Consider the following 25,391-nt stretch of genomic DNA (forward strand, 5'->3'; position numbering starts at 1 on the left):
TTACTTACTATGAGTAATAAACTATCACCTCAACAGGGGGAGACTAAAATGACAGGCATTTCAGCGGACCATCTGGTCATGCGTTTCGACCGTTTCACGGCCGTCAACGATATCAGCTTCGACGTCGCGCCGGGCGAGTTCGTGACGCTTCTCGGACCGTCAGGCTGCGGCAAGACCACTCTGTTGAAGATGATTTCCGGCTTCCTGAAGCCGTCGTCCGGCCGGATTTTCCTCGGCGAGGAGGATGTCACCGACAGGCCGCCGGAAGCGCGCGATACCGCGCTCTGCTTCCAGTCCTACGCGCTGTTTCCGCATCTGAGCGTGAAGGAAAATCTCGAATTCGGCCTCAAGCAGAAGAAAATTCCGCGCAAGGACCGCAGCCTCCGCGTCGGCGAGGTGGCGGAAAAGCTCGGCCTGGAGCCGCAGCTTGAGAAACTGCCCAACCAACTTTCCGGCGGCCAGCAGCAGCGCGTCTCGCTCGGTCGCGCGCTCGTCATGCGCCCCGGCGTCATCCTGTTCGACGAACCGCTGTCGAACCTTGATGCCAAGCTGCGCGATCAAGTGCGCATCGAGATCCGCCGCATCCAGCAGGATTTCGCTCTCACCGCCATTTACGTGACCCATGACCAGGCCGAGGCGCTGGCGCTTTCCGACCGGATTTTCGTGATGAATGCCGGCAGGGTGGAACAGGCCGACACGCCGGAGGTGCTCTACCGCAAGCCCGCCACCCGTTTCGTCGCCGATTTCATCGGCGGCGCCAACATCCTGCCGGCGAAACTGAAGCCGCGCGACGGCGGCAAGGACCGGCTCATCGATACGCCAGCCGGCATCTTTTCGGTCTCACGCGAGGCCGCCCTTCCCGAGGGCAAAATCTGTCTCTGCTTCCGGCCGGAAACCGCGCGGCTCCTGAGCGGCCCTGCAGATGACGCACTTTCGGGCACGGTCGTGACCCGCGCCTTCCAGGGCCACTTCACCGATCTGATCGCCGAGACCAACGGCATCTCCTACCGCATACAGGCCCGCGAAACGGCGCTGCGGGAGGGCGACACCGTCTATTTCACGGTAGCGCCCGAAGATGTCATCATACTCGGAGCTGACGCATGACCGCCCGTCGCTGGCTTGTGGTCGCAGCCCTTCTGACGCCCGGCCTGGGACTGATCCTGGCGCTGATCGGCACGGTCATCTATATGGCGATCGCCCAGTCGCTCGGCTATTTCAGCTTCGGCGGCGAAAGCCAGTTGTCGTTCTCCTATTGGGGCGAAGTGTTCGGCCGCAGGCTGTTTTCCCGCTCGGTGCGCTATTCGCTTTATATCGGCACGGTCAGCGCCATCCTCTCGGTCGCCCTTGCCTATCCGCTGGCGATCTGGCTGAGAAAACCCTTCCCCGGCTCGATGACCATCGGCTCCATGCTGAAGGCGCCGATGCTGGTGCATGGCCTGGTCGCGGCCTTCCTGTTCCTGAACATCATTGCCTATCACGGGCCGCTGAACCAGTTGATGCAGGCGCTCGGCATATGGGATCACCCTCATCGACTTCAGAACGACCGTCACGGCATCGCCGTCCTCATCCTTCAGGTGTGGAAGAACCTGCCCTTTGCGCTGCTGCTGCTGACGGGCGCGGTGCAGGGCATTTCCGACGATGTGCTGGATGCGGCCCGCGACATGGGCGCCGGCGCATGGTCGCGCTTTCGCAAGGTGATCGCACCGCTCTCGGTCTCGGCCATGCAGGCGGCCCTTGTCATCATCTTCATCGGCGCGCTGGCCGACTTCTCCTTCCAGACGGTTGTCGGCCCCACCAACGTTCAGTCGCTCGCCCAGCTGATGGTGTTCTTCAAGGGCCGCGGCGACTGGCATTCGGCCGCCGTCGTCGGCGTGTCGCTGATGGTGCTGGCCCTGGTGGGCTCCACGCTTCTGGCGATTGCGGCAAGGTTCATCATGAAGGGACGGCTGAAATGACCCGCAGGAAGCTTGATTTCGCCCTTCTGATCATGCTCTCGGTGGTCTTCGTCGTCTGGCTGATCATCCCCTTTGCCATTGCGGTTCTGTGGTCGCTGACCGACCCGGCAGAGCCCTGGACGGCCTCGACGCTTCTGCCCCCCGTCATGTCGTTCGCCCGCTGGTCCGACATGTGGCAGCATTCGGGCCTCAAGCAGGCGCTCGTGACGTCCTATACGCTCGCCCCGACGGCAGCAGTCACCTGCCTGCTTCTGTCGCTGCCGACGGCGCTGGCGCTCGGGCGCTTTGCCTTTCCGGGCCGAGAGGTCGCCAAGATCCTCTGCCTTCTGCCGCTCGTCGTGTCGCCCTTCGTCACCTCGATCTTCTTTACCGCGCTTCTGTTCACGCTGGGACTGCAGGGCTTCCGTTTCGGCGCGATCGTCTTTGCCCATTCGGTGCTGTTCCTGCCCTATGCGATCCGTATCATGACGGTGAGCTTCGAGCAGGTGCGCCAGGATCATATCGATGCCGCGCGCGATCTCGGGGCAAGCCCGTGGGCGCGGTTTACCGCCGCCTACCTGCCGGCGCTGCGGCCCGGCATCTTCGCCACGCTCCTCATCGTCTTCATCCAGTCGATCGAGGAGTTCGCCATCGCCTATATCGTCGGTTCGCCGGAAATCGTCACGGTCCCGACCCTTCTTTACGCAGCGCTCGGCCAGGACTTCGTCCGTCCCAATGCCGCCGTGCTGTCACTCATCCTCGTCGTCCCCAATGTTTTGCTGATGCTGATCCTCGAGAAGCTTCTGAAGTCGGCCAATCCGACGCTTGCATCAGGCAAGGGATAACGCGGTCGCATGCCCAGGAAGAAACCCAACGGAGAGACTGTCAAAATGCTGAAAACGCTTATTTTTTCGACCACCGCACTGGCGTTTGGCGCAAGCGCCGCATTCGCTGCCGACATCACCGCGATGAGCTGGGACGATATCGTCGCCAAGGCCAAGCATGAAGGCGAGGTCAACTGGTATGTCTGGTATTTCCAGGACGATTTCCGCAAGGTCGTCGCCCCCTTTGAAGAGAAATACGGGATCAAGGTGAACATCCCGGCCGGCGGCACCGCATCCGGCAATGCTGACAAGCTTCTCGCCGCAAGCGGCAGCGACACCGGCGACATCGACGTCTTCGCCTGGGGCTATGGCGACATGTCGACGCTCGATTTCGCCAAGCTCTTCACCCCGCTTTCCATGCTGCCCGAAGACGCCGGCCGCATCAACACGGTCAACAATATCGACGGCGGCGACTATGTTTACGCCTATTGGGGCAACCAGACCGGCATCGCCTACGACCCGGCCAAGGTCGACGAGAACGCCCTGCCGCAGACGCCGGAAGACTTCTCGGCCTTCTGGGAAGACAATCCCGGCAAGTTCGGCTTCAACTATGAGAACGGCGGCTCCGGCCCGTCCTTCTATTCCAACATCCTGCGCGTCCTGTCCGGCCTCGACTTCAACGACGGCGATGATTCCGCCGCCCGCATCGAGGCACTTCAGCCCGGCTTCACCTTCTTCAACGACTATGCCGGCGACTATGTGATCACCACGTCCAACGCCGACAGCATCATCCGCATGTCCGATGGCGAGCTGTTCATGGCCCCGGTCTGGGAAGACCATCTGGCAAGCCTGCAGAAGAGCGGCGAAGCGCGCAAGGACCTCAAGCTCTACATCCCGGAAATGGGCATGAACGGCGGCGGCAACGGCGTTGCCATTCCGCAGAACGCCCCGCATCCGGCCGCAGCCGCCCTTCTGATCGACTGGCTGACCTCGCCGGAAACCCAGACCACGTTCAACGCCACCTTCGGCACGGCGCCGATGAATGCCAATGCCGATGACAGCAACGCGCTGATCTCCAACGACCAGCGTCAGTACTCGGTCCCGAGCGCCGCCCAACCGTTCAAGAAGGCGATGGAAGAAGCCTTCGTCGACAACGTCATCCTCGAGCGCTGATTTCAGCGAAACACTCAGCCCGGCAGTCGAACCGATTGCCGGGCCTTTCTACCTCCCCCAAAGAAAAACAAGAAAAGGCATGCTCTCATGAGCCCCCGACACCTCCATCCCGCCCGCACCGAGGCGGAACACGACAACTGGCTCAACCGCGTCGACGAAACAGGCAAGGTGGGCAAGCCCCTGCCGGGCATCACGCCCGAAGATGGCGGCGGAAAATTCGCGACGGATGGACGCGTCCTGCCCTATCCCGGCAATACCTTCATCTGCCATATCGACAAGTCGTCGCGCGAATATGCCGTGCTGTGCGGGCTGCAGGAAAAGCTGAAGATGCTGCCGACGGCGCGCTATTTCACCTTCCTCCCGCATGAGAGCTTCCACATGACCGTGTTCTGCGGCATTTCCGGCAATCCGCTGGACACGGACGGCTGGCCGGAGGGCGTGGAACGCGGATTGTCGCTAGCAGAAATGAATCGCCGGTTTCTGGAGGCATCGGCGGAGATAGACGGGTTTTCCGGCGTCACCGTGCGCGCTGACCACCTGAAGGCCGGCTATTCGATCCATGCCGAACCCGCAACCCAGGAAAGCTTCGACGAACTCTGGCGGATGCGCGACCGGCTTGCCGAAGCGACGGGCCTCGTGCGCGAGGATCACAATCACTACCAGTTCCACATCTCATTCGCCTATCGCATCAGGCGCATGCCGCTTGAGATCGCGAAGGCCCATATCGAACAGACGACGGCGTTGTTCGAAGCGGTTCATCCGCAGCTTCAGGAAATCAGGCTTGGCCCGGTCGAATTCTGCTCCTTTGAAACCATGCACCATTTCCAGACGGAAAAGCTTCTGATGCCGCAGGGCTGAGGCAGAGAGGCCTGGTTCCTCCGGTGAAGCCGGAGGATGACGCCGAGGATCATGCCGGGCCATCGGGAAAACGCGCCCCGGCACCCGGCCTCCTACCGTATCCCGGCGCGCAAAAACGCCTGGATGAATTGGCGCTGGAAGATCAGGAAGGCGACGACGAGAGGCGCGACCACCATCAGCGTTGCCGCCGAGATCACCGAGATATCGACGCCGTTTTCCGGCGCGCCGAAGAGCGACAGGCCCACCGTCAGCGGCCGCGTCGTCTGGGAATTGGTGACCACCAGCGGCCAGAGGAAATTGTTCCAATGGGTGGCAACCGAGACCAGCGCGTAGGCCAGATAGGTTGACCGCGCCGCCGGCACGTAGACCTTCAGCAACACGCCCCACCAGCTGCACCCCTCGATCCTTGCCGCCTCTTCCAGCTCGCGCGGCACCTGCTTGAAAGCCTGGCGGATGAGGAAGATGCCGAAGGCCGAGGCCATATAGGGCATGCCGACGCCGAGGATCGTATCGAACAGGCCGAGACGCGAGACCATGGCGTAATTCTCGACGATCAGCACTTCCGGCAGGATGAAGAGCTGCAACAGGATAAGCGTGAAGACGATATCGCGTCCGGGAAAGGAAAAACGGGCAAAGGCAAAGCCCGCCAACGTGCAGAGCACGAACTGGCCGATCAGCACCGAACCGGTGAGCAGAACCGTGTTGAAGGCGTAACGCAACCAGGGCGCGCCGTTCCAGGCGGTCCGGAAATTATCAAGCGTCAGCGGCGCGGTCAGATCGAAGCCGACGGCAGCGGTCGGCGTGTGGAACGCCGCCCACACGGCAAACACCAGCGGCGAGATCCAGACGGTTGCCAGAAGCAACGCGCCGACAAGATCGAAAGAACGGAAGACATCAAAATCGCGCGGGCTCATCGGTAATGCGCCCTCCGGTCGACAACGAAAAACTGGAAGGCGGCGGCAAGGCCAAGGGCGGCCAGCACCAGCACCGTCATGGCGGCGGCATGAACGCCATCGAAATAGGCAAAGGCCATTTCCCAGATCCAGTAAAGGATCAGCTTGGAGGCGTCATTCGGCCCGCCCCTGGTCAGGATGAAGAGATGATCGATCAGCTTGACCGAATTGATCAGCGCGTTGATCAGCACGAAGAGCGTGGTCGGCATCAACAGCGGCAGGACAACACGGCGGGTGTAATACCACCGCCCCGCACCCTCGATACGGGCCGCCTCCTTCAGGTCCGGCGGGATGGTCTGAAGCGCTGCCAGATAGAAGATCATGTAGAAGCCGGCTTCCTTCCAGATGGTCACGACGATGACCGCGCCAAGCGCCGTCTGCGGCTGGCCGAGCCAGTTGGTCGGACCGATGCCGAAGAGCCCTGTGATCTGGTCGATCAGGCCGAAGCCAGGCGTATAGAAGAACAGCCAGAGATTGGCGGCCGCGATCATCGGCAGCATGGTCGGGGTGAAATAGGCGATGCGCACCAGACCGCGCGCGGGAATTTTCGCGTTCGCCCACAGCGCCATCGAAAGCGCGATGATGATCGAGGCGGGAATGGTGATACCGGAATAGATCAGATTGTTGATAACAACCTTGGTGAAGGTCGGATCGGCAAAGAGATCGGCATAATTGTCGAGACCGGTGAAGACCGACGGCCGCCGCCTTGTGCCGCGCGAAAACAGGCTTTCCCAGAAGGTCATCACCGCCGGCGCGAAGGCGAAGACAGTCATCAGGGCCAGCGCTGGCGCAATCAACATCCAGCCGTAAAGGGAAAGCCGTCGTCTCTGAAGGTCTGCTTCGCTTGCCATCATCTTCGTCCGAAGGAATACCGCCGCAGCCGGACTGGCCGCGGCGGATCAGATTTCAGCGTCTTACTGGTAAGGCTTCAGCAGGCGATCTGCTTCCGCCTGCGCATCGGCGAGCGCCTCTTCCGGCGTCTTGGAACCGGTCAGTGCGGCCTGAACCGCATTGTTCAGCGCCTCGCGCACCCGTGCGGTCTCGAAGGTCGAGAATTCGGGAATGGCGACTTCGAGCTGGTCGCGGGCAACAAGCGCCTGCGGGAAGCCTTGCGTGTAGGCCTTCAGTTCCTCGGTCTCGTATGCGGCCGGCGAAATGCCGACATAGCCGGTTGCCATCGACCATTCGGCAGCGTTTTCGGGCTGCGTCATGTATTTGATCAGCTTCAGGGCGGCCGCGCGCTCTTCCTCGGAGGCATCCTTGAACAGGTAGAAATTGCCGCCGCCGGTCGGCGAGCCGGAACGCTGATGGCCCGGCATCATGGCAACGCCGAAATCGAACGCGGCATTGTTCTTCACTGCCGTGAGGTTACCGGTCGAATGCCACATCATCGCGGTCTGGCCCTGCAGGAAGGCCTGGCGCAGCGTGCCCCACTCGATCGTGCCTTCCGGCATGACGCCATGATCGGCGGAAAGCGAACGCCAGAATTCCAGCGCCTCGACCACCTTCGGATCGTCGAAATAGACTTCCGTGCCGTCGGCATTCATCAGCTCCACGCCGTTGGCAATCGCAAACACCTGGAACATCCAATAGGGATAGCCGGTCGAGGGGATCATGATGCCGTAATGATCGTCATTGGTGAGCGCCTTGCCCATCTCGACCATCTCGTCCCAATTCTCCGGCGCGTGATCGGGATCAAGACCGGCGTCCTCGAACATGTCCTTGTTGTAGTACATGACGATGGTGGAGCGCTGGAACGGCACGCCCCAGATGTGGCCTTCCACTTCGCCATTCTTCATCAGCGCCGGGTAGAAGCTATCGAGCCAGGCCTTGTCCTCGTCGGAGGTGGCAACCTCATCGAAGGGCACGATCAGATCGCGCTCGAGCAGGTCATAGGCATCAATGGAAAACATCACGGCGAGCTGCGCCGGGTCGCCGGAATTGAGCGCGGAGAGCGCGCGGACGCGGGTATCGTCATAATTGCCGGCATAGATGGCATTGACGTTGATGCCCGGGTTCTGGGCCTCGAAGCCCTCGATCAGGCCATCGACAACCTCGGTGAGCGGACCGCCGACGGCGATCGGATAATACATGGTGAGCTCGACATCGTCGGCAAGAGCAGGCGCCGCGGCAAGGCAGGTTGCGGCAAAAAGAGCGGTTTTGAAAAATCTGGTCATTTCGTTCAGTCCCCTGAATCGGAAATTCTCAATGGGTCGAAACCTCGTTCGAGGTCATCTGGCCGGCGAGATCAAAAGGAGAAGAGGAACCGGCAAGATCTGCGGGACAGGCAAGGCGTCTGCCGCTTTGCCTGTCAAAGAGGTGAAGGGCGTTGTCGGGCCAGGTGAGAAAAACCCGCCGGCCCGGCTCGGGGACGAACTCCCCCGCAATCTTGAGGAAGAGCCTGGCGTCGTCATCGCCCGACAGATGAACGGTGGCGAAGGTCTCGCCGCCGAGATATTCGCAATCGCCGATGACGGCCTCGGCGCGGGCGGCCGTGCCCGGCGCGGCGAGCGCAACCTGCTCCGGCCGCAGACCCGCGAGCCGCTCATGGGCTTTCGGATGCGCCGGAAAGAGCATTTCGGCCGGGATCAGCGCCATCGGCGGTTGGCCGATGAAGCCGGCGGCAAAGGTGCTGGCCGGCTTGTTGTAAAGCGATGCCGGACTGCCCTGCTGCTCGATCAGCCCGTCCTTCATCAGCACCACGCTGTCGGCCATCGACATCGCCTCTGTCTGGTCGTGGGTCACGTAGATGACGGTCATGCCGAGGCGTTTTTGCAGCGCGCGGATTTCGCGGCGCACCGAATGGCGCAGCTTGGCATCGAGATTGGAAAGCGGCTCGTCCATCAGGCAGAGCGGATGATCGGCAACGATGGCGCGGGCAAGCGCCACGCGCTGCCGCTGGCCGCCGGACAATTGCCCCGGTCGGCGCTGTTCCAGCCCTTCAAGCCCCGTCAGCGCAAGCGCGCGGGAAAGCCGCTCGGCCCGCTCCGGGCGCGGTACCCTGCGGACCTTGAGGCCGAAGAGAATGTTTTCGGCAACGTCAAGATGGGGAAACAGCGCATAGGACTGGAACACCATCGACAAATGCCGACGGTCCGGCGAAATGCCGGTCACATCCTCGCCATTGATGAACAGCCTGCCGCTGTCGGGCGCCTCCAGGCCTGCAATCAACCGCAGCGTCGTCGACTTGCCGCAGCCTGACGGCCCGAGCAGGGTGACAAAGGAACCGGCCGGGATATCGAGCGACATGGCATGCACGCCCGCCCCGCCCGGCCAGCGTCGGGTCATGGCTTCAAGACGGACGGATGCACCATGCCCATGGCCGCTCATACCAGATCTGCCTCCGGAAAGAGCAGTTCGACGCCTTCGGCCTCGATCAACGCCGCCATTTCCGGCGTCGGTGGCCCGTCGAGCACGAGAAGATCGGCATCACCCAGCCGTCCGCGCTTGGCGGGTGCGGGGCGCGAGAACTTGGAACGGTCGGCAACCAGGATCGAGGTGCGGCAGCTCATGCGGATCGCCTCGCGGGCGGCCGCCTCCTGCTGGTCGAAATCGACAAGCGCGCCATCGGGTTCGACGCCGGCGACGCCGTAGATGCCGAAATCGGCGCGGTATCCGCTGAACATGGTCTCCACCTCCTGACCGATCAGATCGCGGTCGGGGAGACGGATCATGCCGCCGGGAATGAAGATGCGGTTGGAACTGTTCGGGCTGAGCGCCATGGCGACGTTGAGATTATTGGTCACCACGGTGAGATCGTCATGATCGACCATGGCGGCCGCCACCATCTCCGGCGTCGTGCCGATCGAAAACATCACCGAGGCCCGGCTCGGGATCATCCGGGCGACAAGCTGGCCGATGCGCCGCTTGGCCTCAGGGTGCGAAAGCCGCCGGCTGTCGTAAGAAAGATTGACGCCGGCGCTCATCCGTTCCACACCGCCATGGCTGCGGCGCAGCTGGTCGGCGCGGCAGAGCATGTTGACGTCGCGGCGGATCGTCTGCGGCGAAACGCCGAACTCTTCCGCCAGCGTCTCGATGGTCATCGCGCCATGCGTTTCGACCAAGGCCAGGATTTTCGTTTGACGATCACTTATGTTCATTAGCGCCACTGAATTGCGATTTCGATGCGCGAACGAACATCCGTCCTGTTGGTGACAGGGTTTTGAACCTATGATGACGATTGAATGAAAGTAGCGGCGAACTCAGATATCGTTGCCGCCGTCTGGCGCCTCGGTCAGCCGAGCTGCATCAGAAGCGCCATTGACGGTTCGCCCGTGACGGCAAGCCCGTTGGCGCGCTGGTAGGCAGAGATCGCCGCGCGTGTCTGCGTTCCGAAAACGCCGTCCACCGTGCCGGCGTCGTAGCCCCTGGCCTTCAATCCCGCCTGCAGCGCCTTTCGCTGATCGGCGGTGAAGCCGTAGCGATCCGGCGGAAATGTGCCGGCGATCGGGCCTGCACCCGCAATGCGGTCGGCCAGATGTCCGACGCCGATCGCGTAGTTCGTTGAATTGTTGTAGCGCTTGATGACATTGAAATTGGGGCCAACGACAAAGGCCGGGCCGCCCGCATGGGGCTCGATCCGGCGACCGCCCGCGACGGAAGCACCCGGAGAACCTGCCTCCCCGCCCCAGGGCTCGCCCTTTCGCCAGCCCGCGCGCTTCAGATAGGAGGCCGTGCTCGCCAGTGCATCGGTCGGATCGTCGCTCCAGATATCGCGCCGCCCGTCGCCGTTGAAATCGACGGCATAGCCGAGATAGGAGGTCGGAATGAACTGGGTGTGCCCCATGGCGCCGGCCCAGCTTCCCGTCATCTGCTGCGGACTGATATCGCCGTTCTGGAGGATCTTCAGCGCGGCCAACAACTGGCTCTCGAAGAAACTGCCGCGCCGTCCCTCATAGGCGAGCGTCGACAGCGCCGAGACGACGGACACATCGCCGCGCCGCTCGCCATACATGCTCTCCAGTCCCCACACGGCGACGACGACATGGCCGTCGACGCCATAGGTTGCCTCGATCTGTTCGAGCGCCGACCTGTAGCGGGCATAGTTGGCCCGGCCCTTGGCCACCCGTTCATCGGAAGCGGCAATGGCGAGATATTCCTCGAGCGTGCGGTTGAATTCGGTCTGGTTGCGGTCCTGCACGATGACCTCGGGCGTATAACCCGCATTGGCAAAGGCCGCGTCGAGCGTCTGCCTTGAAATGCCTTTCGCCTCGGCCCGCTTCCTGAAGCCTTCGACCCAGGCATCATAGCCGGCATTGGCTACCGTGCCGGGCGGCCTCGATGCCGAAGGAGTTCCGCCCAGCAGATTGCTCGAGCAGGCCGACAACACGGCCGCAACCGTCAGAAGAGAAAATGCGCGTCGTGTCGCATGCATTCCGCTGATCCAATCCGAAGCATGTTCAGCTACGGATTCTAGCGCAGAAAATAGCGGCGGCAAGATGGACGGCAGTCTCCCCGGAGACCGGACATCAGCGAATACGCCGCTCATCCTCTCCAAAAACATAAATCCTGTCGGTATCGACAGTGAGAAGAAGCGTCGTGCCGGGCCGGGCAATGGCGCTGCGTTCGACCTCCACGGTAGCAACCGTTTCGCCGATCGTGCCGTAGAGATAGCTTGCCCCGCCGAGGAACTCCGAGAAATCGACCTTAAACGGCACGCCCGACTCTCCTTCGCCCGCAGGCCGCCAGTGTTCCGGGCGAATGCCGACCGCAACGGGCGTACCGTCACCGGGTCGCGCCTGAAGCTGCACCAGCGGCAGGCGGGCGCCGGCAATCTCGACTTCATCGCCCCGGATCACGCCCTGAAGAAAGTTCATCTTCGGCGAGCCGATGAAACCGCCGACGAACATGTTGTCCGGATCATCGTAAAGCGCTGCCGGAGAGCCCACCTGCTCGATATATCCGCCGCGCAGCACGACGATCTTGTCGGCAAGCGTCATCGCCTCGGTCTGGTCGTGGGTGACGTAGATCATCGTATTGCCAAGCTCGCGGTGCAGCCGGGCGATCTCGATGCGCATGCCGACCCTGAGTTCGGCGTCGAGATTGGAGAGCGGTTCGTCGAAAAGGAAGATCTCCGGATCGCGCACGATCGCCCGACCGATCGCAACGCGCTGGCGCTGGCCGCCGGAGAGCTGGCCGGGGCGGCGGTCAAGATAATCCGTCAGTTTCAGGATGTCGGCGGCCTGCCGAACCTTGGCCTCGACCTCCGCTTTCGGCCGTCCGGCAACCTTGAGGCCGAAGCCCATGTTCTGCTCCACGCTCATATGCGGGTAGAGCGCATAGGTCTGGAACACCATGGCGATGCCGCGATCGGACGGATCCTCATCGGTCACGTCCGTGCCGGCAATCAAAACATCGCCGCTTGTCACCTCTTCGAGGCCGGCGATCAGCCTCAATAGGGTGGATTTGCCGCAGCCCGACGGACCGACGAAGACGACGAATTCGCCGCCCTCGATCTCCAGGTCGACTTCGTGGATGACCTGCACCGCGCCGAAGGCCTTGGAGACCCGCCGAAGCGACAGGCCCGATGGGTTGCGATCCGGGGTGAGTAGCTCTGCCTGGCTCATTGTCATGCCTCCCTTCGCAGCCAGACCAGCATTTCGCCCGGCGCGCGGTTGTCCCAGAGATAATAGGGTATGGCTTTCAAACTGGCGGATGTCCGTTCCGGCGGTGTGGTGGCGTAAAGCGCATCGGTCGGCTGGCTTTCGACAAGAGCCTCGATGCTGAGTGCGACCGTATCACCAAGCCCTTCAGCCTGATCAAGGGTCACGGGCGCACCATCCTTCACCACATAGGCATTGAGCGGCGCCTTGTTGTCGGTTTCCTCGACACAGTAGATGAGCGGCCCGCGCAAAAGGGCAGCCCGGCCCTGGTCGGGCGCGACTTTCGGATGGGCGTAGAGCATTTCCGGCTGCATCTCGAGATCAAGTTCGATCGTATCGCCCGCCTGCCATTGGCGACGGATGCGAAGATAGCCCTTCTCCGGCGTTGCATCCGAGGCTTCACCATTGATCGCCAGCGAAAAGCCCCTGGCCCAGCCCGGAACGCGCAGCGACAGCGTGAATTCGACGGGCGCCTCCGGCGTCAGCGTGACGGCGATCCGGCCGTCCTTCGGATAGGCCGTTTCCTGCTTCACGCCGACCTTTGTTCCCGCGACTTCGATCTCGGCGGCATTCTCGCAATAAAGATGCAGCGCCAGCTCATCCTCGGCGACGCCGTAAAAATAGGTGCCGATCGAAGCGACCAGGCGGGAAATGTTCGGCGGGCAGCAGGGGCAACGGTGCCAGCGCCAGCGGTGGTGATTGCCATAGCTTTCCAGCGGATTGTCGTAGAAGAAATGCGTGCCGTCCTCAGACAGGCCGGACAATGCGCCGTTGTAAAGCGCCCGCTCCATGACATCGGCAAAGCGCGCATCGGGCGCGCGGCCCAGCATGCGGCTGGCCCAGAACACCAGCGCGACAGCCGCGCAGGTCTCCGCATAGGCCGTCTCGTTGGGCAGGTCGTAATCGAAGGTCAGTCCCTCGTTGTCCTTCGATGGCCCGAAGCCGCCGGTTACATAGAGGTTGCGGTCGGTCAGGTGCGACCACAGCGCTTCCAGTGCCGGATCGAGGCTCTCATCGGAAAACTCGGTGGCGACATCGGCCATGCCGGCATAGAGATAGGCCGCCCTCACCGCATGACCGACGACTTCGCGCTGCTCGCGCACCGGCTTGTGGGCCTGGCAGTATTCGAGCGTTGTGAAATGGAAGTCTTCCGGCTTCTCGCCGCGCGCAATGGCCTCCTGGTCGAAATATTTAGGCTCCCTGCCGCGTTCGTCGACAAAGAACTTCGCCAGATCGAGATAGCGCTGCTCACCGGTGACGCGGCCGAGCTTGACCAGCGCCAGCTCAAGTTCGGGATGACCCGGATAACCGCGCTTTTTGTTCGCGTCGGCCCCGAAAGTCGCGTCGATGCAGTCGGCGTAGCGGCACATGATGTCGAGGAATTTGCGTTTGCCCGTGGCGTGGTAATAGGCGACCGCGCCCTCGATCAGGTGACCGGCATTGTAGAGCTCATGACGGTCGCGCAGATTGGTCCAGCGCTGGCCGGGCTGGATGCGCTGGTACCAGGAATTGAGGTAACCGTCCTCGGCCTGCAGCCGGCCGTAGGCATCGATGACCGCGTCGACACGGGCTTCCAGCTCTTCGTCGCGTTTGCGGTTCAGCGCATAGGCCGCCGTCTCGATGCTCTTGCCGAAATCGGAATCCCAGAACATCTGCGTGGTGACGGTGTTTCCGTGATCGAAGGGGATGACGATGCCGGGATTGGGCAGGTCGGGATCGACCTGTTCCAGCATGCGCGCCTCGATGCAGCGATCGAAGAGAAGCTTGGCCGTCGTCGTCGCAACGACATCGACGCGCGGGCCGAAGAAGCCGCCGACCTCGACCTGATTGACGGATAGCGGGCGGAATTTCGATTTCGGCTGCAGGGCATCGCCGGCGTTGAAGGGCTTGTTCATTATGTGGTCCTTTCGGAAATGCTACTTCACAGCACCGGCCGTCAGGCCGCGGATGTAGGAGCGCTGTAGAATGAGGAAGAGGATCATGCAGGGGATCATCATCAGCGTGACGCCCGCCTGCACCGCCCCCCAGTCGACTGAGCCGTAACGGCCATAGCGCACGGCGGTCATCAAAACGGGGAGCGTGAATTTCGATTGGTCCGTGAGCAACACGAGGGCGGCCAGGAACTCGTTCCAGGCATTGAGGAAGGCAAACAGACCGACAGTCACCACGCCGGGGAGCACCAGCGGGCCCATCACCTGCACCAGCATGCGCACGCCCTTGACGCCGTCCATGCGAGCCGCCTCCTCGATCTCCTTCGGCACGGCATCAAAGGCGTTGCGCATCATGAAGACCGAAAAGGGAAGCTGCAGCGTCGAATAGATGAGGACGAGGCCGATCAGCGTGTTCTGAAGCCCCATCTTCGCCAGCAGCAGAAACAGCGGCGTCAGAATCGACTGGAACGGAACCATCATCGTCGACAGGATCAGGACAAAGGCGAAGCCCTTCAACGGAAAGCGGTAGCGCGAGAAACCGTAACCGGCGAGGATCGCCACGACGATGGTGAGCGCGGACGTGCCGACAGCGACAAACAGCGAATTGCCCGAATAATGCAGAACCGACTGGCCGAAATTCTCAAGCCGCTCATAGCTTGAGATGCTGAAGCCCTCCATCGGCCACGGCGGTATCGGAGGCTGGGTCGATTCCGCAGGCGTGCGGAAGCTTGCCAGCACCACCCAGACCAGCGGGGCCAGGAAAAGAGCGGCAACCAGCGTCGCCGTCACATGAAACAGGAGACGGTGATAGCGGAAGCGGCCGCGGCGGGTGGCCGGCGCTGCCGCGCTCTGTGCAAGGGATGAAACGGCGGTCGACATCATTTGTCCTTTCGATCGCTGAGCAGCGTCAACTGCAGCACGCTGAGGACGAGCAGGATGACGAGAAGCACCATGGACAAGGCCGCGCCATAGCCCAGGCGGAAGGAGACGAAGCTCTCGTTGAAGATCTTGTAGACGGCGGTGACCGTCTTGTTCTGCGGTCCGCCGCTCAGGATGATGTAAAACTGGTCGAAGGCGAGCATGGAGCCTGAAACGCAGAGGATCAGCGCCAGCGCGAAGGGTTTGCGGATCAGCGGCATGGTGATGTAGCGGAAACGCTGCAGCCATTTGGCGCCGTCAATGCGCGCGGCCTCCTGGTAATCCGCCGGGATCGACTGCAGGCCGCTCATCAGGATCACCATGAAGAACCCGGCCATCTTCCAGACCACCATGACGATCACCGACCAGAAGGCCGGCGTGAAATTGGCAAGTATATTGACCCGCCCCTCCGTCAGGCCGAGGTCCTGCGCCAGAGGCGCGAAAAGCCCGGTATCGACATTGGAAAGCCAGACCCAAAGCAAAGCGGCCGAGGCAAAGCCGGTCACGACCGGGAGAAAATAGATCGTTCGGTAGGCGGACACGGCGCGTCCCTGCCCCTGCACGATCAGCGCCAGCGCCATGGCGAAGCCCAAAAGCGCTATGGTGACGACGATCGTGTACTGGACGGTGAACCAGAGCGACGACCAGAAACTCTTGTCGAACAGCAGACGTTCGTAATTGTCGAGGCCGATGAAGCGCGGCAGTCCCATCAACGGCCATTTGTGCAGCGACATCCACACCGTCATGCAGAGCGGAACGATGAAGAACACGGCAACAAGCGCCAGCGCGGGCAGCACATAGATCAGGCCTGTCCACTGTGAATGCCGTCGCCTTCGGCGCTTTTTCGGCGGGGACGCATCCGCGCCTGCCACCATCTGATCAGACATGGCGAAAGTCCTTTCGCATCAAAGAGATGGCCGCCGACTCGCACGGGCCGGCGGTCTGCTTTGCAAAGCGCTGTTTAGCGGGACGAGTCGATAATCGACTGCATCTCGTCCTGGGCCTCTTCCATAGCCTCATCCACCTCTTCACCGCTGTCGGCGTAGAAGGCGCGGTTCAGCATGGTGACCCAGGGGCCGTTCAGCGAGTTGATCAGGTCGTTGAAGACCGGGCTGTAGGGCGTCTTGCCCTTGGCCATGGCTCGAGCGGCGATCAGGTAGCGAGAGTCAAGCCCTTCCAGCGCCTGCTCGGCCACATCGTCGCGCACCGGCAGCGAGCCGTTCTGGGCAAGGATTTTCTGGCCATCAGGTGAGTAGGCGAATTCGATGAAGGCCTGGATTGCGGGCATCTTGGCATCTTCGGTCTTGGCCGAGACGACGATATTGTCGCCGCCGGCGAAAGACGACCAGCCGCCGTCCTTGCCCGGCAGGTAGGTCACGCCGTATTCAAGGTCCGGATACTGGTTGTTGAGCGCGCCGATGGCAAAGGAACCGGACGGCGTGATGCCGATATTGCCGCCGGCAAAGGCTGCAAAGAAGTTCGATCCGGCATCGGTCTGGGAGCCGGCCGGCACCAGCCCGTCCTCGACCATGCCGCGATAGAACTCGATCGCATCCTTCATCTGCGGCGTGGTGACGGTTGCCTTGGCGCCTTCATCCTCGAACAGCGCACCGCCGGATGCCCAGACAAGCGGCATGAAGGTAAAGATATTGCAGCCGCCGCAATTGCCGGAGAAGTAGAAGCCGTAAGTGTCATCGCCAAGGGCGGCGACGGCTGCCGCATCGTCTCGGATTTCCGCCCAGTTGGTCGGTGCGTTGTCGGGATCAAGGCCTGCTTCCTCAAACAGGTTCTTGTTCCAGACGAGCACGGAGGCATCGGCCGAGAACGGCATGCCATAGATCTTGCCGTCATAGGTGCCGACGGTCAAATGCGCCTTGGAGAGATTGTCGTAATAGGGCAGCGACTTGGCAAATTCGGTCAGATCCTTGAGCTGGCCGGCTTGCGCAAAGGACGGCGTGTAGATCAGGTCGAGCGAGAGCGCGTCCGGCTCCGAACCGCCGGCGGCCGCAATCGCATATTTCTGCACCAGTTCGTTGACCGGCACGATCTGCAGTTCGGCCTTGTCCCCGCCCTTGGCGTTGAACGCATCGACCAGTTTCGGCATGAATTCAGACCCGTCGGAACGGACCCAGAGCGAGAAAGTTTCTGCCTGGGCAAGGCCGGGCAGAGCAAGCGCGGCAATCGCCGCGCCGCTGAGAAAAGTCTTGAGTTTCATGTCAATTACCTCCCGTTTTGGTGTCATGCTGAAGTTCGCTCAAGGTTGAGCCAACGTTTGCGCAAATTGCGCGATCTCCTCCCCTTCAAACCGGCGTCTCACACTGGCGGGGGCGGTGTCCCGGCGCAAACCTCAGTCGGTTTTTGCGCCGCAGGACTGTCTCACGACCAGCCTGCAGGGCGTTTCCCGTGCGCCCGGCTCCACCGGCTTGCCGTCAATCATGTCAAGAAGCGCAAGGCCTGCGCTTCTCCCGAGGCCCGGAAGGCCCATATCCACTGTCGTCAGCGGCGGTCGCGTGGCCTTGGCGAAGACTTCCCAATTGTCGAAGCCGACAATCGCGATGTCGTCCGGCACGCGGATGCCCATCAGCGCGAAGGCATCGATGACACCGCGCGCGATCTGGTCATTGCCGCAGAAAATGGCGTCCGGCCGTTCGCCGGCCTCGATCAGTGCGTGCGCCGTGTCGTAACCGTGAGCCTCCGTCCAGGCCGAAAAGATCGCCTCGCCGAAAGGCTCGAGACCGGCCTCGGCAAGGGCCGCGCGCCACCCGGCCTCGCGCAGATGCGCCGCCTTGAAATCGAGCGGCCCGGTGATATGCGCGATCTTCCGCCGCCCGAGGCCGGCAAGGTGCCGGACCGCGTCTTTCGCCGCATTGATATCGTCGGGCACGAAGCTGACCGCGCCTTCGGGCGCGGAGGCATAGACATAAACCACCGGCATGCCGAGCGGCGGCAGGTCGATCGGAAGGCCGCGATCAATGCGCTTGCCGGTGATCACCAGACCGTCGACCCGCTTCTCCTCCATGGCGCCGAGATTGAGTTTCAGGCTCTCCGGTTCGTATTTGCCGGCGCTCAGGAAAACCGAAACGCCGCGATCGGCCATGGCGGCGGAGAGCCCGGCGGCCACCGGCAGCGTGAACCGGCCATAGGTGTCATTGGTCAGAAGACCAAGGGTGAAGGAGCGCTGCTGAACCAGTCCGCGCGCGATCGAGTTCGGACGATAGTCGAGTTCCGCGGCAGCGGCGCGCACACGCTCCCGGGTCTCCTCCGACATCCGCCCCGTTCCGTTCAGCGCCCGCGAAGCGGTCGTCACGCTGACGCCGGCTTTCGTCGCGACATCACGGATCGTGCTGCGCTGATAAGCGCTCGCCGACTGCAGCTTTGCGTTACGGTCCGCCAAATTCATCCTCCCGGCACAAACGCTCCAAACTTCATGAGCAATCGTTTGCTCTACATTGGTTTATCGTTTGCGCAATCAGATTTTCACAGTCTCGCAGCGCTGTCAAGCGGAGCTTGCGAGCTCTGTCAGTCAAAATTGAGATCAACGCGCGCCGCATTTACGCACGATGCCGACCAAGCAGGACCAATTCGCTTTCGCCCGGTGCGGGCAGCGTTTCGCCAGACGGCGTAAGCGCGATCGATCTCGATGCGCCGGAGCCGGGTGCGCTCGAACATTTCCTGTCGGGCTTCGAGACGATCGACATTCCGGTCAACAGCGGCGGCGTCAGCCTTGACCGCTGCGAATGGCAAATGGCGTGCTTCGCTCATGCATGATCCATCCCCACCCGACGGCATTGCCGACAGGGCCGACGACCTGGTGCGCGTTAAAGGCGACAACGACTGGCTCAACGACTGGCTCAACGGCTTGCGGAAAAACTTTGCGCGAGAGCCAGCCGCCTGCTCATTTATTCAGCTAATTTTAAGGGGAACTGCGCGAATTTCAGCGCGTTGGTTGTATTAGGCCATGCAAATGCCGCCATCTGCAGGAAGGCATGGTCCTTGCATTGCTGCAGATGTTGTATTGATATGCAATAATAACAATCGGGGGATGAACGCTTTGGCATTCGATGAAATGATGATCGCGGACAACCAGCCGCGCGACCCTTACAAGGACTACTATGACTGGTACAGTCAGCAGAACCCTGCATCCCTGATCGCGAAATCGCGCGATGCGGAAAACATTTTCCGCAAGACCGGCATTACCTTCGCCGTTTACGGCCATGCCGACAGTTCGGAAAAGCTGATCCCCTTCGATATCGTGCCACGCATCATTTCCGGTCGGGAATGGCGCAAGCTTGCGGCCGGCATCGAACAGCGCGTCATTGCGCTGAATGCTTTTCTGAAGGACATTTACCACAAGCAGGAGATCATCAAGGCGGGCCGCCTGCCGCGCCGGCTGATCGAGGAGAACGACGCCTTTCTGCCGCAGATGATCGGCTTCGAACCACCCGGCGGCGTCTATACCCACATTGTCGGCACCGACATCGTGCGCACGGGCGAGGACCAGTTCTACGTGCTGGAAGACAACGCCCGCACGCCGTCGGGCGTTTCCTACATGCTGGAAAACCGGGAAACCATGATGCAGATGTTTCCCGAACTGTTCTACAAGAACCGGGTGCGCCGCGTTGAGGACTATCCCCAGCTTCTGCGCCAGAGCCTTGCGACCTTGGCCCCTCCCGGCTTCTCCGGCACCCGTCCGCGCGTCGGCGTGCTGACGCCCGGCATCTACAATTCCGCCTATTACGAGCATTCCTTCCTCGCCGACATGATGGGCGTGGAACTGGTCGAGGGTCAGGACCTGCGCGTCATCGACGGCAAGGTGAAGATGCGCACCACGCGCGGCTATGAGGCGATCGACGTCATCTATCGCCGCGTCGACGACGACTTCCTCGATCCCCTCACCTTCCGTCCGGATTCCGCCCTTGGCGTGCCCGGCATCATGGATGTCTATCGCGCCGGCCATGTCACCATCGCCAATGCGCCGGGCACCGGTATTGCCGACGACAAGGCGATCTATTCCTACATGCCGGAAATCGTCGAGTTCTACACCGGCCAGAAGCCGCTTCTCGAAAACGTGCCGACCTGGCGCTGTTCGGAGCCGGAGAGCCTCGCCTATGTGCTCGACAATATTGCCGATCTGGTGGTCAAGGAAGTACACGGCTCAGGCGGCTACGGCATGCTGGTCGGCCCAACGGCCAGCAGGAAGGAGCTCGAGGACTTCACCGCCAAGCTTCGCGCCCGGCCGGCGAACTACATCGCCCAGCCGACGCTTTCGCTCTCCACCGTCCCGATCCTCGTCAAGAAGGGCATCGCGCCGCGCCATGTCGACCTCAGGCCCTATGTGCTGGTGTCCGACCGCGTGCGGATCATGCCCGGCGGACTGACACGCGTTGCATTGAAGGAAGGCTCCCTGGTGGTGAATTCCAGCCAGGGCGGCGGAACCAAGGATACATGGGTGCTGGAGGACTGATGATGCTTGGAAAAACCGCAAACGGCCTTTTCTGGATGTTCCGCTATTTCGAGCGCGCCGAGAACATCGCCCGCCTGATCGACGCCGGCCAGCGCGTGGCGCTGACGCGTTCCAACGGCGCGGATGACTGGGACGGCATCCTGCAGAGCGCGGGCGTGCAGGAAGCCTATTTCGAAGTGCACAGCAAGCTGACGGCCGACAACGCCATCGACTTCCTGCTGCGCGACCGCCGCAATCCGTCCAGCGTCGTCTCCTGCATCGATGCCGGCCGCAACAATGCCCGCCTGGTGCGCACCGCGCTGACGCGCGAGACGTGGGAGGCGACCAATGAGTGCTGGATCGAAAGCCGGAGTCTCCTTTCGGCCAAGCTGAGGCCGGCCGACCTGCCGAAGGCGATCGACCTGATCAAGCACAAGACGGCGCTGATCCGCGGCACGTTCCACGGTTCGATGCTCCGCAACGAGATCTACAACTTCGCCCATATCGGCACATTCATCGAGCGCGCGGACAATACAAGCCGTATTCTCGACGTGAAATATTACGTGCTGCTGCCCTCCGTGCACCATGTCGGCACCTCGCTCGACAATCTGCAGTGGGAATCGATCCTGCGCTCGGTCTCGGCCCACCGGGCCTATGGCTGGGTGCATAACGGCGAGTACCGCCCGAGCCAGATCGCCGATTTCCTGATCCTCGACGTGCAGCTGCCGCGCTCGCTTGCCTATTCCTACGAGAAGATCGTGCTCAATCTCGATTATCTCGCCGCCGATTACGGCGAGCGGCTGGAGGCGCACGAGACGGCGCATGCCATTCGCAGCACGCTTCGCAGCCAGAAGATCAAGACGATCATGGATAACGGCCTGCATCAGTTCCTCGAGGACTTCGTCAGCCGAAACAACAAGCTCAGCCAGCAAATCAGCGAGGGGTATCGCTTCTACGCATAAGGGTGCGGAAAGGCGTGAAGGGACAAACGCGATGCTTTTGAACATCAACCATGTGACTGAATACAGTTACGAAACGCCGGTTCAGTTCTCGCTGCAGCGGCTGAGACTGACGCCGCTTGATTCGGCCGGCCAGACCATCCGCGACTGGGCGGTGACCATCGAGGGCGCCAAGAGCGAGGTCGCCTATACCGACCAGTACGAAAACCACGTCCGGCTCGTCTCCGTCGAGGGGGAACATCCGAGCGTTCGCCTGATCGCCTCGGGCACGGTGGAAACCCGCGACACGGACGGCATTTTCGGCCCGGCCTCGCCGAACATCCCGCTCTGGCTGTTCCTGCGGCAGACGCCGCTGACAACCACCGACAAGCCGATCGAGAAGCTCGTCGAAAAGCTCGAGGGCGACTCGGAACTCGCCAAGCTTCATAACCTGATGGAGCGGCTGCACAAGACCATGACCTTCAAGCCGGGCACGACCAGCGTCGCGACTACGGCCGGCGAGGCGCTGGAGGCCCAAACCGGCGTCTGCCAGGACTATGCCCATATCGTGATTGCCTCAGCCCGCAAGATGAAGGTGCCGGCGCGCTATGTCTCCGGCTATCTCTATATGCCCGATCTGGAAAACCAGACGGCAAGCCACGCCTGGGCGGAGTGCTATCTTGAAGGCCTCGGCTGGGTCGGCTTCGACGCCGCAAACAAGGTCTGTCCGGACGAGCGTTATGTGCGCGTCGCATGCGGCCTCGACTACAAGGATGCAGCGCCCGTTTCCGGCATGACGATCGGCGGCGGCAAGGAAAGCCTGGCCGTCAAACTCTCCGTTGCCAGCCAGAGCCAGTCGCAAAGCCAGAGCTGAGCGGAAAAGCCGCCGGTTGATATCGGCGGCTCTCCAACTTGCTGGCAAACCATGCTCCCCCGATCCGTCATGCCGGCCTTGAGCCGGCATCCAGGGCTAAATGGCAAGGATTTTCGCGCTTAAGGCACTGTGGAAAAGGTTTTTGTGGCCCTGGACCCCGGCTCAAGGCCGGGGTGACGGAGAATGAGAGCAAGCTCCTTGCATCTGCAACCGGTTTGGCCACCAAACTGAGCAGCCGGCTCAAATCGCCAGCTTTCCAACTTGCTGGCGAAGGCCCTCACCGCGCTACGCCCACACACCATCGGCTACGGCAAACCTACGCGCTGCGAGCACTCGCCAAGACCGGCAGCCCCATGCCTTCTCGCCAGCGATCGATCACCCTCGCATTCAGAACACTCTCCTCGCCGCTCAGCGCCGGCCAGGGAGCCGTCTTCATACCGGCGAGAATGGCGTTCGTCGCGGCTTCGGCCTCGAAGGCGAAGAGTTGGCGCGGATCGCGCAACCATTCCTCGCGGGTCCCGTCCTCCGTCTCGATCACGATTTTCGCGTCGGAAGGACCGGCATTGCGGCCGGGACGCCAGGGAACGGGAAGCCTGATGGTGCCCTTCGTGCCGGTGAGCACCAGCGTGTCATCCATCTCCCGACGCAGCGCGCAGGCAATGCTTGCCGTCAGCCCGTCGCCGAAATCAAGCTCGGCATCGGCGATCTCGTCAACGCCGGTCGGCCCGACCTCGCCGCGCGCCTCAAGCGTCACCGGCTCGGCATAGGGCAGCCCTTTCGCGGCGCCGGCGATCAACCGAACTGTTGTTACCGGGTAGCAGCCGATATCGAGAATGCCGCCGCCGCCGAGCGCCGGATCGAAGAGCCGCGAGGCCGGATCACGCTCCTTGAACCCGCCATTCTTCGCCTCGATATGGGTGAGCTTTCCGATCACGCCGTCGCGCACCAGTTCGATGAGCCGGGCGGTCTGCGGATGGTTGCGGCACTTGTAGGCCTCCATGAAGAAGACATCGGCCTTGCGGGCGGCTTCGACCAGCGTTTCGACATCGCTTGCGCCGAGACCCGCAGGCTTCTCCACCATCAGCCCCTTGCCGGCCGCGATTGCCAGAAGGCCATGTGCCAGATGGAAGGAATGCGGGGTGGCGACATAGATGACGTCGAGATCGGGATCGGCGACGAGTTCCTCGTATGAGTGGTAAAGCCGCTCCACGCCATGGCGTTCGCCGAAGGCGGCAAGCCTTTCCGGCGTCCGTCCGCCGGCGGCCAGGAGTTTCGCCGAGGGCGTCTGCGACAGCCCCACGGCGAAGTTGTTGGCGATGGTGCCGGGGCCGAGAATGCCCCAGGCAACCTGTCTTTCCGGCGCGCTCACGCCCCGCCGCCCGGATAGTTCGGGCTTTCGCGGGTAATGGTGACGTCATGGGCGTGGCTTTCGCGCAGCCCCGCATTTGAGATTTGCACGAAAGTCGCCTTTTTCTGGAAGTCGACGATATCCTTGCCGCCGACATAGCCCATGGCCGCGCGCAGACCGCCGGCAAGCTGATGCAGGACGCCGCCGGTCGGGCCCTTATAGGGCACCTGGCCTTCAATGCCCTCCGGCACCAGCTTCAGCGTGTCGCGCACTTCCGCCTGGAAGTAGCGATCCGCCGAGCCGCGCGCCATGGCCCCGACAGAGCCCATGCCGCGATAGGCCTTGAAGGAGCGGCCCTGGTAGAGGAACACCTCGCCCGGGCTTTCATCGGTCCCGGCCAGAAGCGAGCCGACCATGACGGCGGAGGCGCCTGCGGCGATCGCTTTGGCCATGTCGCCGGAAAACTTGATGCCGCCATCGGCGATCACCGGAATGCCGGCTTCGCGCGCGGCCTCGGCAGCGGCCATCACGGCTGCAAGCTGCGGCACGCCGACGCCCGCGACAATGCGCGTGGTGCAGATCGAGCCCGGGCCGATGCCGACCTTGACCGCGTCCGCACCCGCATCGATCAACGCCTTGGTGCCATCGGTGGTGGCGACATTGCCGGCCATGATGCGTACCGAGTTCGACAGCGTCTTCACCCGGCCGACGGCATCCAGAACCTTCTGGGAATGGCCGTGGGCGGTGTCGATGACGATCAGGTCGACGCCGGCATCGACAAGCATTTCGGCGCGCTGGAAGCCGTCATCGCCGACGGAAATGGCGGCGGCGGCGCGAAGCCGGCCCTGTGCGTCCTTGGAAGCGTTGGGATTGAGCTGCGATTTCTCGATGTCCTTGACGGTGATGAGGCCGACGCAATGGCCGCGGTCATCGATGACGAGCAGCTTTTCGATGCGATGGTGATGGAGAAGCCGCTTGGCTTCCTGCTGGTCGACCGTTTCACGAACCGTGATCAGGTTTTCCCGCGTCATCAGCTCGTAGATGCGCTGCTCGGGGTTGGAGGCGAAGCGGACGTCGCGGTTCGTCAGAATGCCGACGAGGCGGCCGGAGGTGTGGCCGTCGCTGGTGCCCTGCTCGACCACCGGAATGCCGGAAATGTGATGTGCCTTCATCAGCGCCAGCGCTTCGGCCAGCGTCGCGTCCGGGCCTATGGTGACCGGGTTGACCACCATGCCGCTTTCGAACTTCTTCACCTGGCGAACCTGTTCGGCCTGCTCGTGGGGGGTGAGGTTGCGGTGGATGACGCCGATGCCGCCGGCCTGTGCCATGGCGATCGCAAGCCGGGCCTCGGTCACCGTATCCATCGCGGAGGAGAGGATCGGAAGGTTGAGGTTGATGTCGCGGGCGATCGTGGTCGAGACGTCGACCTGTCCCGGCATCACCTCTGAATGTCCCGGCTGCAGCAGCACATCATCGAAGGTGAGCGCCTGCATTCCGGTAGCGGCCTGAATAATCTGAGCCATGGCCAATTTCCTTTTTCAAATACGAAATGGCCGGGCGGTGCGTTCCGTCCGGTCCCTTGCAGATAAGTCTGG

General features: G+C 62.3%; 23 protein-coding genes. 8 read left to right on the top strand and 15 right to left on the bottom strand.

Annotated elements, in window-relative coordinates:
• Positions 1-48 precede the first annotated feature (48 nt).
• From FF124_RS12185 to FF124_RS12205, 5 genes are all read left to right on the top strand, one after another.
• On the top strand, positions 49-1,104 hold the full coding sequence (locus FF124_RS12185) for an ABC transporter ATP-binding protein (protein ID WP_138748767.1): 1,056 nt from the start codon (positions 49-51) through the stop codon (positions 1,102-1,104).
• The gene (locus tag FF124_RS12190) at positions 1,101-1,955 is read left to right on the top strand and encodes an ABC transporter permease (protein ID WP_138748768.1); all 855 of its coding nucleotides are present in this window, start codon (positions 1,101-1,103) and stop codon (positions 1,953-1,955) included. Before FF124_RS12185 ends, FF124_RS12190 begins: the two co-directional genes overlap by 4 nt.
• Positions 1,952-2,779: an ABC transporter permease gene (locus tag FF124_RS12195; RefSeq protein WP_138748769.1), complete on the top strand. Its 828-nt coding sequence runs from the start codon at positions 1,952-1,954 to the stop codon at positions 2,777-2,779. The genes FF124_RS12190 and FF124_RS12195 overlap by 4 nt, the downstream gene beginning before the upstream one ends.
• A 45-nt stretch (positions 2,780-2,824) precedes the next feature.
• On the top strand, positions 2,825-3,931 hold the full coding sequence (locus FF124_RS12200; RefSeq protein WP_138748770.1) for an extracellular solute-binding protein: 1,107 nt from the start codon (positions 2,825-2,827) through the stop codon (positions 3,929-3,931).
• A gap of 87 nt (positions 3,932-4,018) precedes the next feature.
• Positions 4,019-4,789: a DUF1868 domain-containing protein gene (locus FF124_RS12205; RefSeq protein WP_138748771.1), complete on the top strand. Its 771-nt coding sequence runs from the start codon at positions 4,019-4,021 to the stop codon at positions 4,787-4,789.
• 92 nt (positions 4,790-4,881) lie between these two features.
• Here the strand turns inward: FF124_RS12205 and FF124_RS12210 are convergent, their stop codons facing one another.
• The 13 genes from FF124_RS12210 to FF124_RS12270 form a co-directional block, all read right to left on the bottom strand.
• Positions 4,882-5,703 (bottom strand): carbohydrate ABC transporter permease, encoded by an 822-nt coding sequence (locus FF124_RS12210; protein ID WP_138748772.1) that lies wholly within the window; start codon positions 5,701-5,703, stop codon positions 4,882-4,884.
• A complete protein-coding gene (locus FF124_RS12215) occupies positions 5,700-6,593 on the bottom strand; it encodes a carbohydrate ABC transporter permease (RefSeq protein WP_138748773.1) in 894 nt (297 codons plus the stop codon). Before FF124_RS12215 ends, FF124_RS12210 begins: the two co-directional genes overlap by 4 nt.
• A gap of 63 nt (positions 6,594-6,656) precedes the next feature.
• Positions 6,657-7,919, bottom strand: coding sequence for an ABC transporter substrate-binding protein (locus FF124_RS12220; protein ID WP_138748774.1), 1,263 nt, complete (start codon positions 7,917-7,919; stop codon positions 6,657-6,659).
• Positions 7,920-7,947: 28 nt separating this feature from the next.
• Complete coding sequence (locus FF124_RS12225) at positions 7,948-9,072, bottom strand: ABC transporter ATP-binding protein (protein WP_425462529.1); 1,125 nt, start codon at positions 9,070-9,072, stop codon at positions 7,948-7,950.
• Entirely contained in the window at positions 9,069-9,842 is a 774-nt protein-coding gene (locus FF124_RS12230; protein ID WP_138748775.1) for a DeoR/GlpR family DNA-binding transcription regulator, read from the bottom strand. Before FF124_RS12230 ends, FF124_RS12225 begins: the two co-directional genes overlap by 4 nt.
• A gap of 134 nt (positions 9,843-9,976) precedes the next feature.
• Positions 9,977-11,116: a lytic murein transglycosylase gene (locus tag FF124_RS12235; protein ID WP_138748776.1), complete on the bottom strand. Its 1,140-nt coding sequence runs from the start codon at positions 11,114-11,116 to the stop codon at positions 9,977-9,979.
• A gap of 94 nt (positions 11,117-11,210) precedes the next feature.
• Complete coding sequence (locus tag FF124_RS12240; protein WP_138748777.1) at positions 11,211-12,308, bottom strand: ABC transporter ATP-binding protein; 1,098 nt, start codon at positions 12,306-12,308, stop codon at positions 11,211-11,213.
• 2 nt (positions 12,309-12,310) lie between these two features.
• Positions 12,311-14,239, bottom strand: a complete 1,929-nt coding sequence (locus FF124_RS12245; protein ID WP_138748778.1) for a glycoside hydrolase family 127 protein — start codon at positions 14,237-14,239, stop codon at positions 12,311-12,313.
• A 21-nt stretch (positions 14,240-14,260) separates the two neighbouring features.
• Entirely contained in the window at positions 14,261-15,154 is an 894-nt protein-coding gene (locus tag FF124_RS12250; RefSeq protein WP_138748779.1) for a carbohydrate ABC transporter permease, read from the bottom strand.
• Positions 15,154-16,080, bottom strand: coding sequence for a carbohydrate ABC transporter permease (locus FF124_RS12255; protein WP_138748780.1), 927 nt, complete (start codon positions 16,078-16,080; stop codon positions 15,154-15,156). The genes FF124_RS12250 and FF124_RS12255 overlap by 1 nt, the downstream gene beginning before the upstream one ends.
• Positions 16,081-16,154: 74 nt before the next feature.
• A complete protein-coding gene (locus tag FF124_RS12260) occupies positions 16,155-17,408 on the bottom strand; it encodes an ABC transporter substrate-binding protein (protein WP_138748781.1) in 1,254 nt (417 codons plus the stop codon).
• Between the two features lie 132 nt (positions 17,409-17,540).
• Positions 17,541-18,587 (bottom strand): LacI family DNA-binding transcriptional regulator, encoded by a 1,047-nt coding sequence (locus FF124_RS12265; RefSeq protein WP_138748782.1) that lies wholly within the window; start codon positions 18,585-18,587, stop codon positions 17,541-17,543.
• A gap of 125 nt (positions 18,588-18,712) precedes the next feature.
• On the bottom strand, positions 18,713-18,955 hold the full coding sequence (locus FF124_RS12270; protein WP_138748783.1) for a hypothetical protein: 243 nt from the start codon (positions 18,953-18,955) through the stop codon (positions 18,713-18,715).
• A gap of 280 nt (positions 18,956-19,235) precedes the next feature.
• Between FF124_RS12270 and FF124_RS12275 the strand changes: the two genes are divergently transcribed.
• The 3 genes from FF124_RS12275 to FF124_RS12285 are packed head-to-tail and all read left to right on the top strand — an operon-like array spanning position 19,236 to position 22,448.
• Positions 19,236-20,657: a circularly permuted type 2 ATP-grasp protein gene (locus FF124_RS12275; protein ID WP_138748784.1), complete on the top strand. Its 1,422-nt coding sequence runs from the start codon at positions 19,236-19,238 to the stop codon at positions 20,655-20,657.
• A gap of 2 nt (positions 20,658-20,659) precedes the next feature.
• The gene (locus FF124_RS12280; protein WP_138748914.1) at positions 20,660-21,598 is read left to right on the top strand and encodes an alpha-E domain-containing protein; all 939 of its coding nucleotides are present in this window, start codon (positions 20,660-20,662) and stop codon (positions 21,596-21,598) included.
• 31 nt (positions 21,599-21,629) lie between these two features.
• Positions 21,630-22,448, top strand: coding sequence for a transglutaminase family protein (locus FF124_RS12285; protein WP_138748785.1), 819 nt, complete (start codon positions 21,630-21,632; stop codon positions 22,446-22,448).
• 316 nt (positions 22,449-22,764) lie between these two features.
• Here FF124_RS12285 and FF124_RS12290 read toward each other — a convergent pair whose 3' ends face one another.
• A complete protein-coding gene (locus FF124_RS12290) occupies positions 22,765-23,817 on the bottom strand; it encodes a Gfo/Idh/MocA family protein (RefSeq protein ID WP_138748786.1) in 1,053 nt (350 codons plus the stop codon).
• Complete coding sequence (gene guaB / locus FF124_RS12295; protein WP_138748787.1) at positions 23,814-25,319, bottom strand: IMP dehydrogenase; 1,506 nt, start codon at positions 25,317-25,319, stop codon at positions 23,814-23,816. Before guaB ends, FF124_RS12290 begins: the two co-directional genes overlap by 4 nt.
• Between the last annotated feature and the right edge of the window lie 72 nt (positions 25,320-25,391).

It is taken from the genome of Martelella lutilitoris, assembly GCF_005924265.1.
GTDB lineage: Bacteria > Pseudomonadota > Alphaproteobacteria > Rhizobiales > Rhizobiaceae > Martelella > Martelella lutilitoris.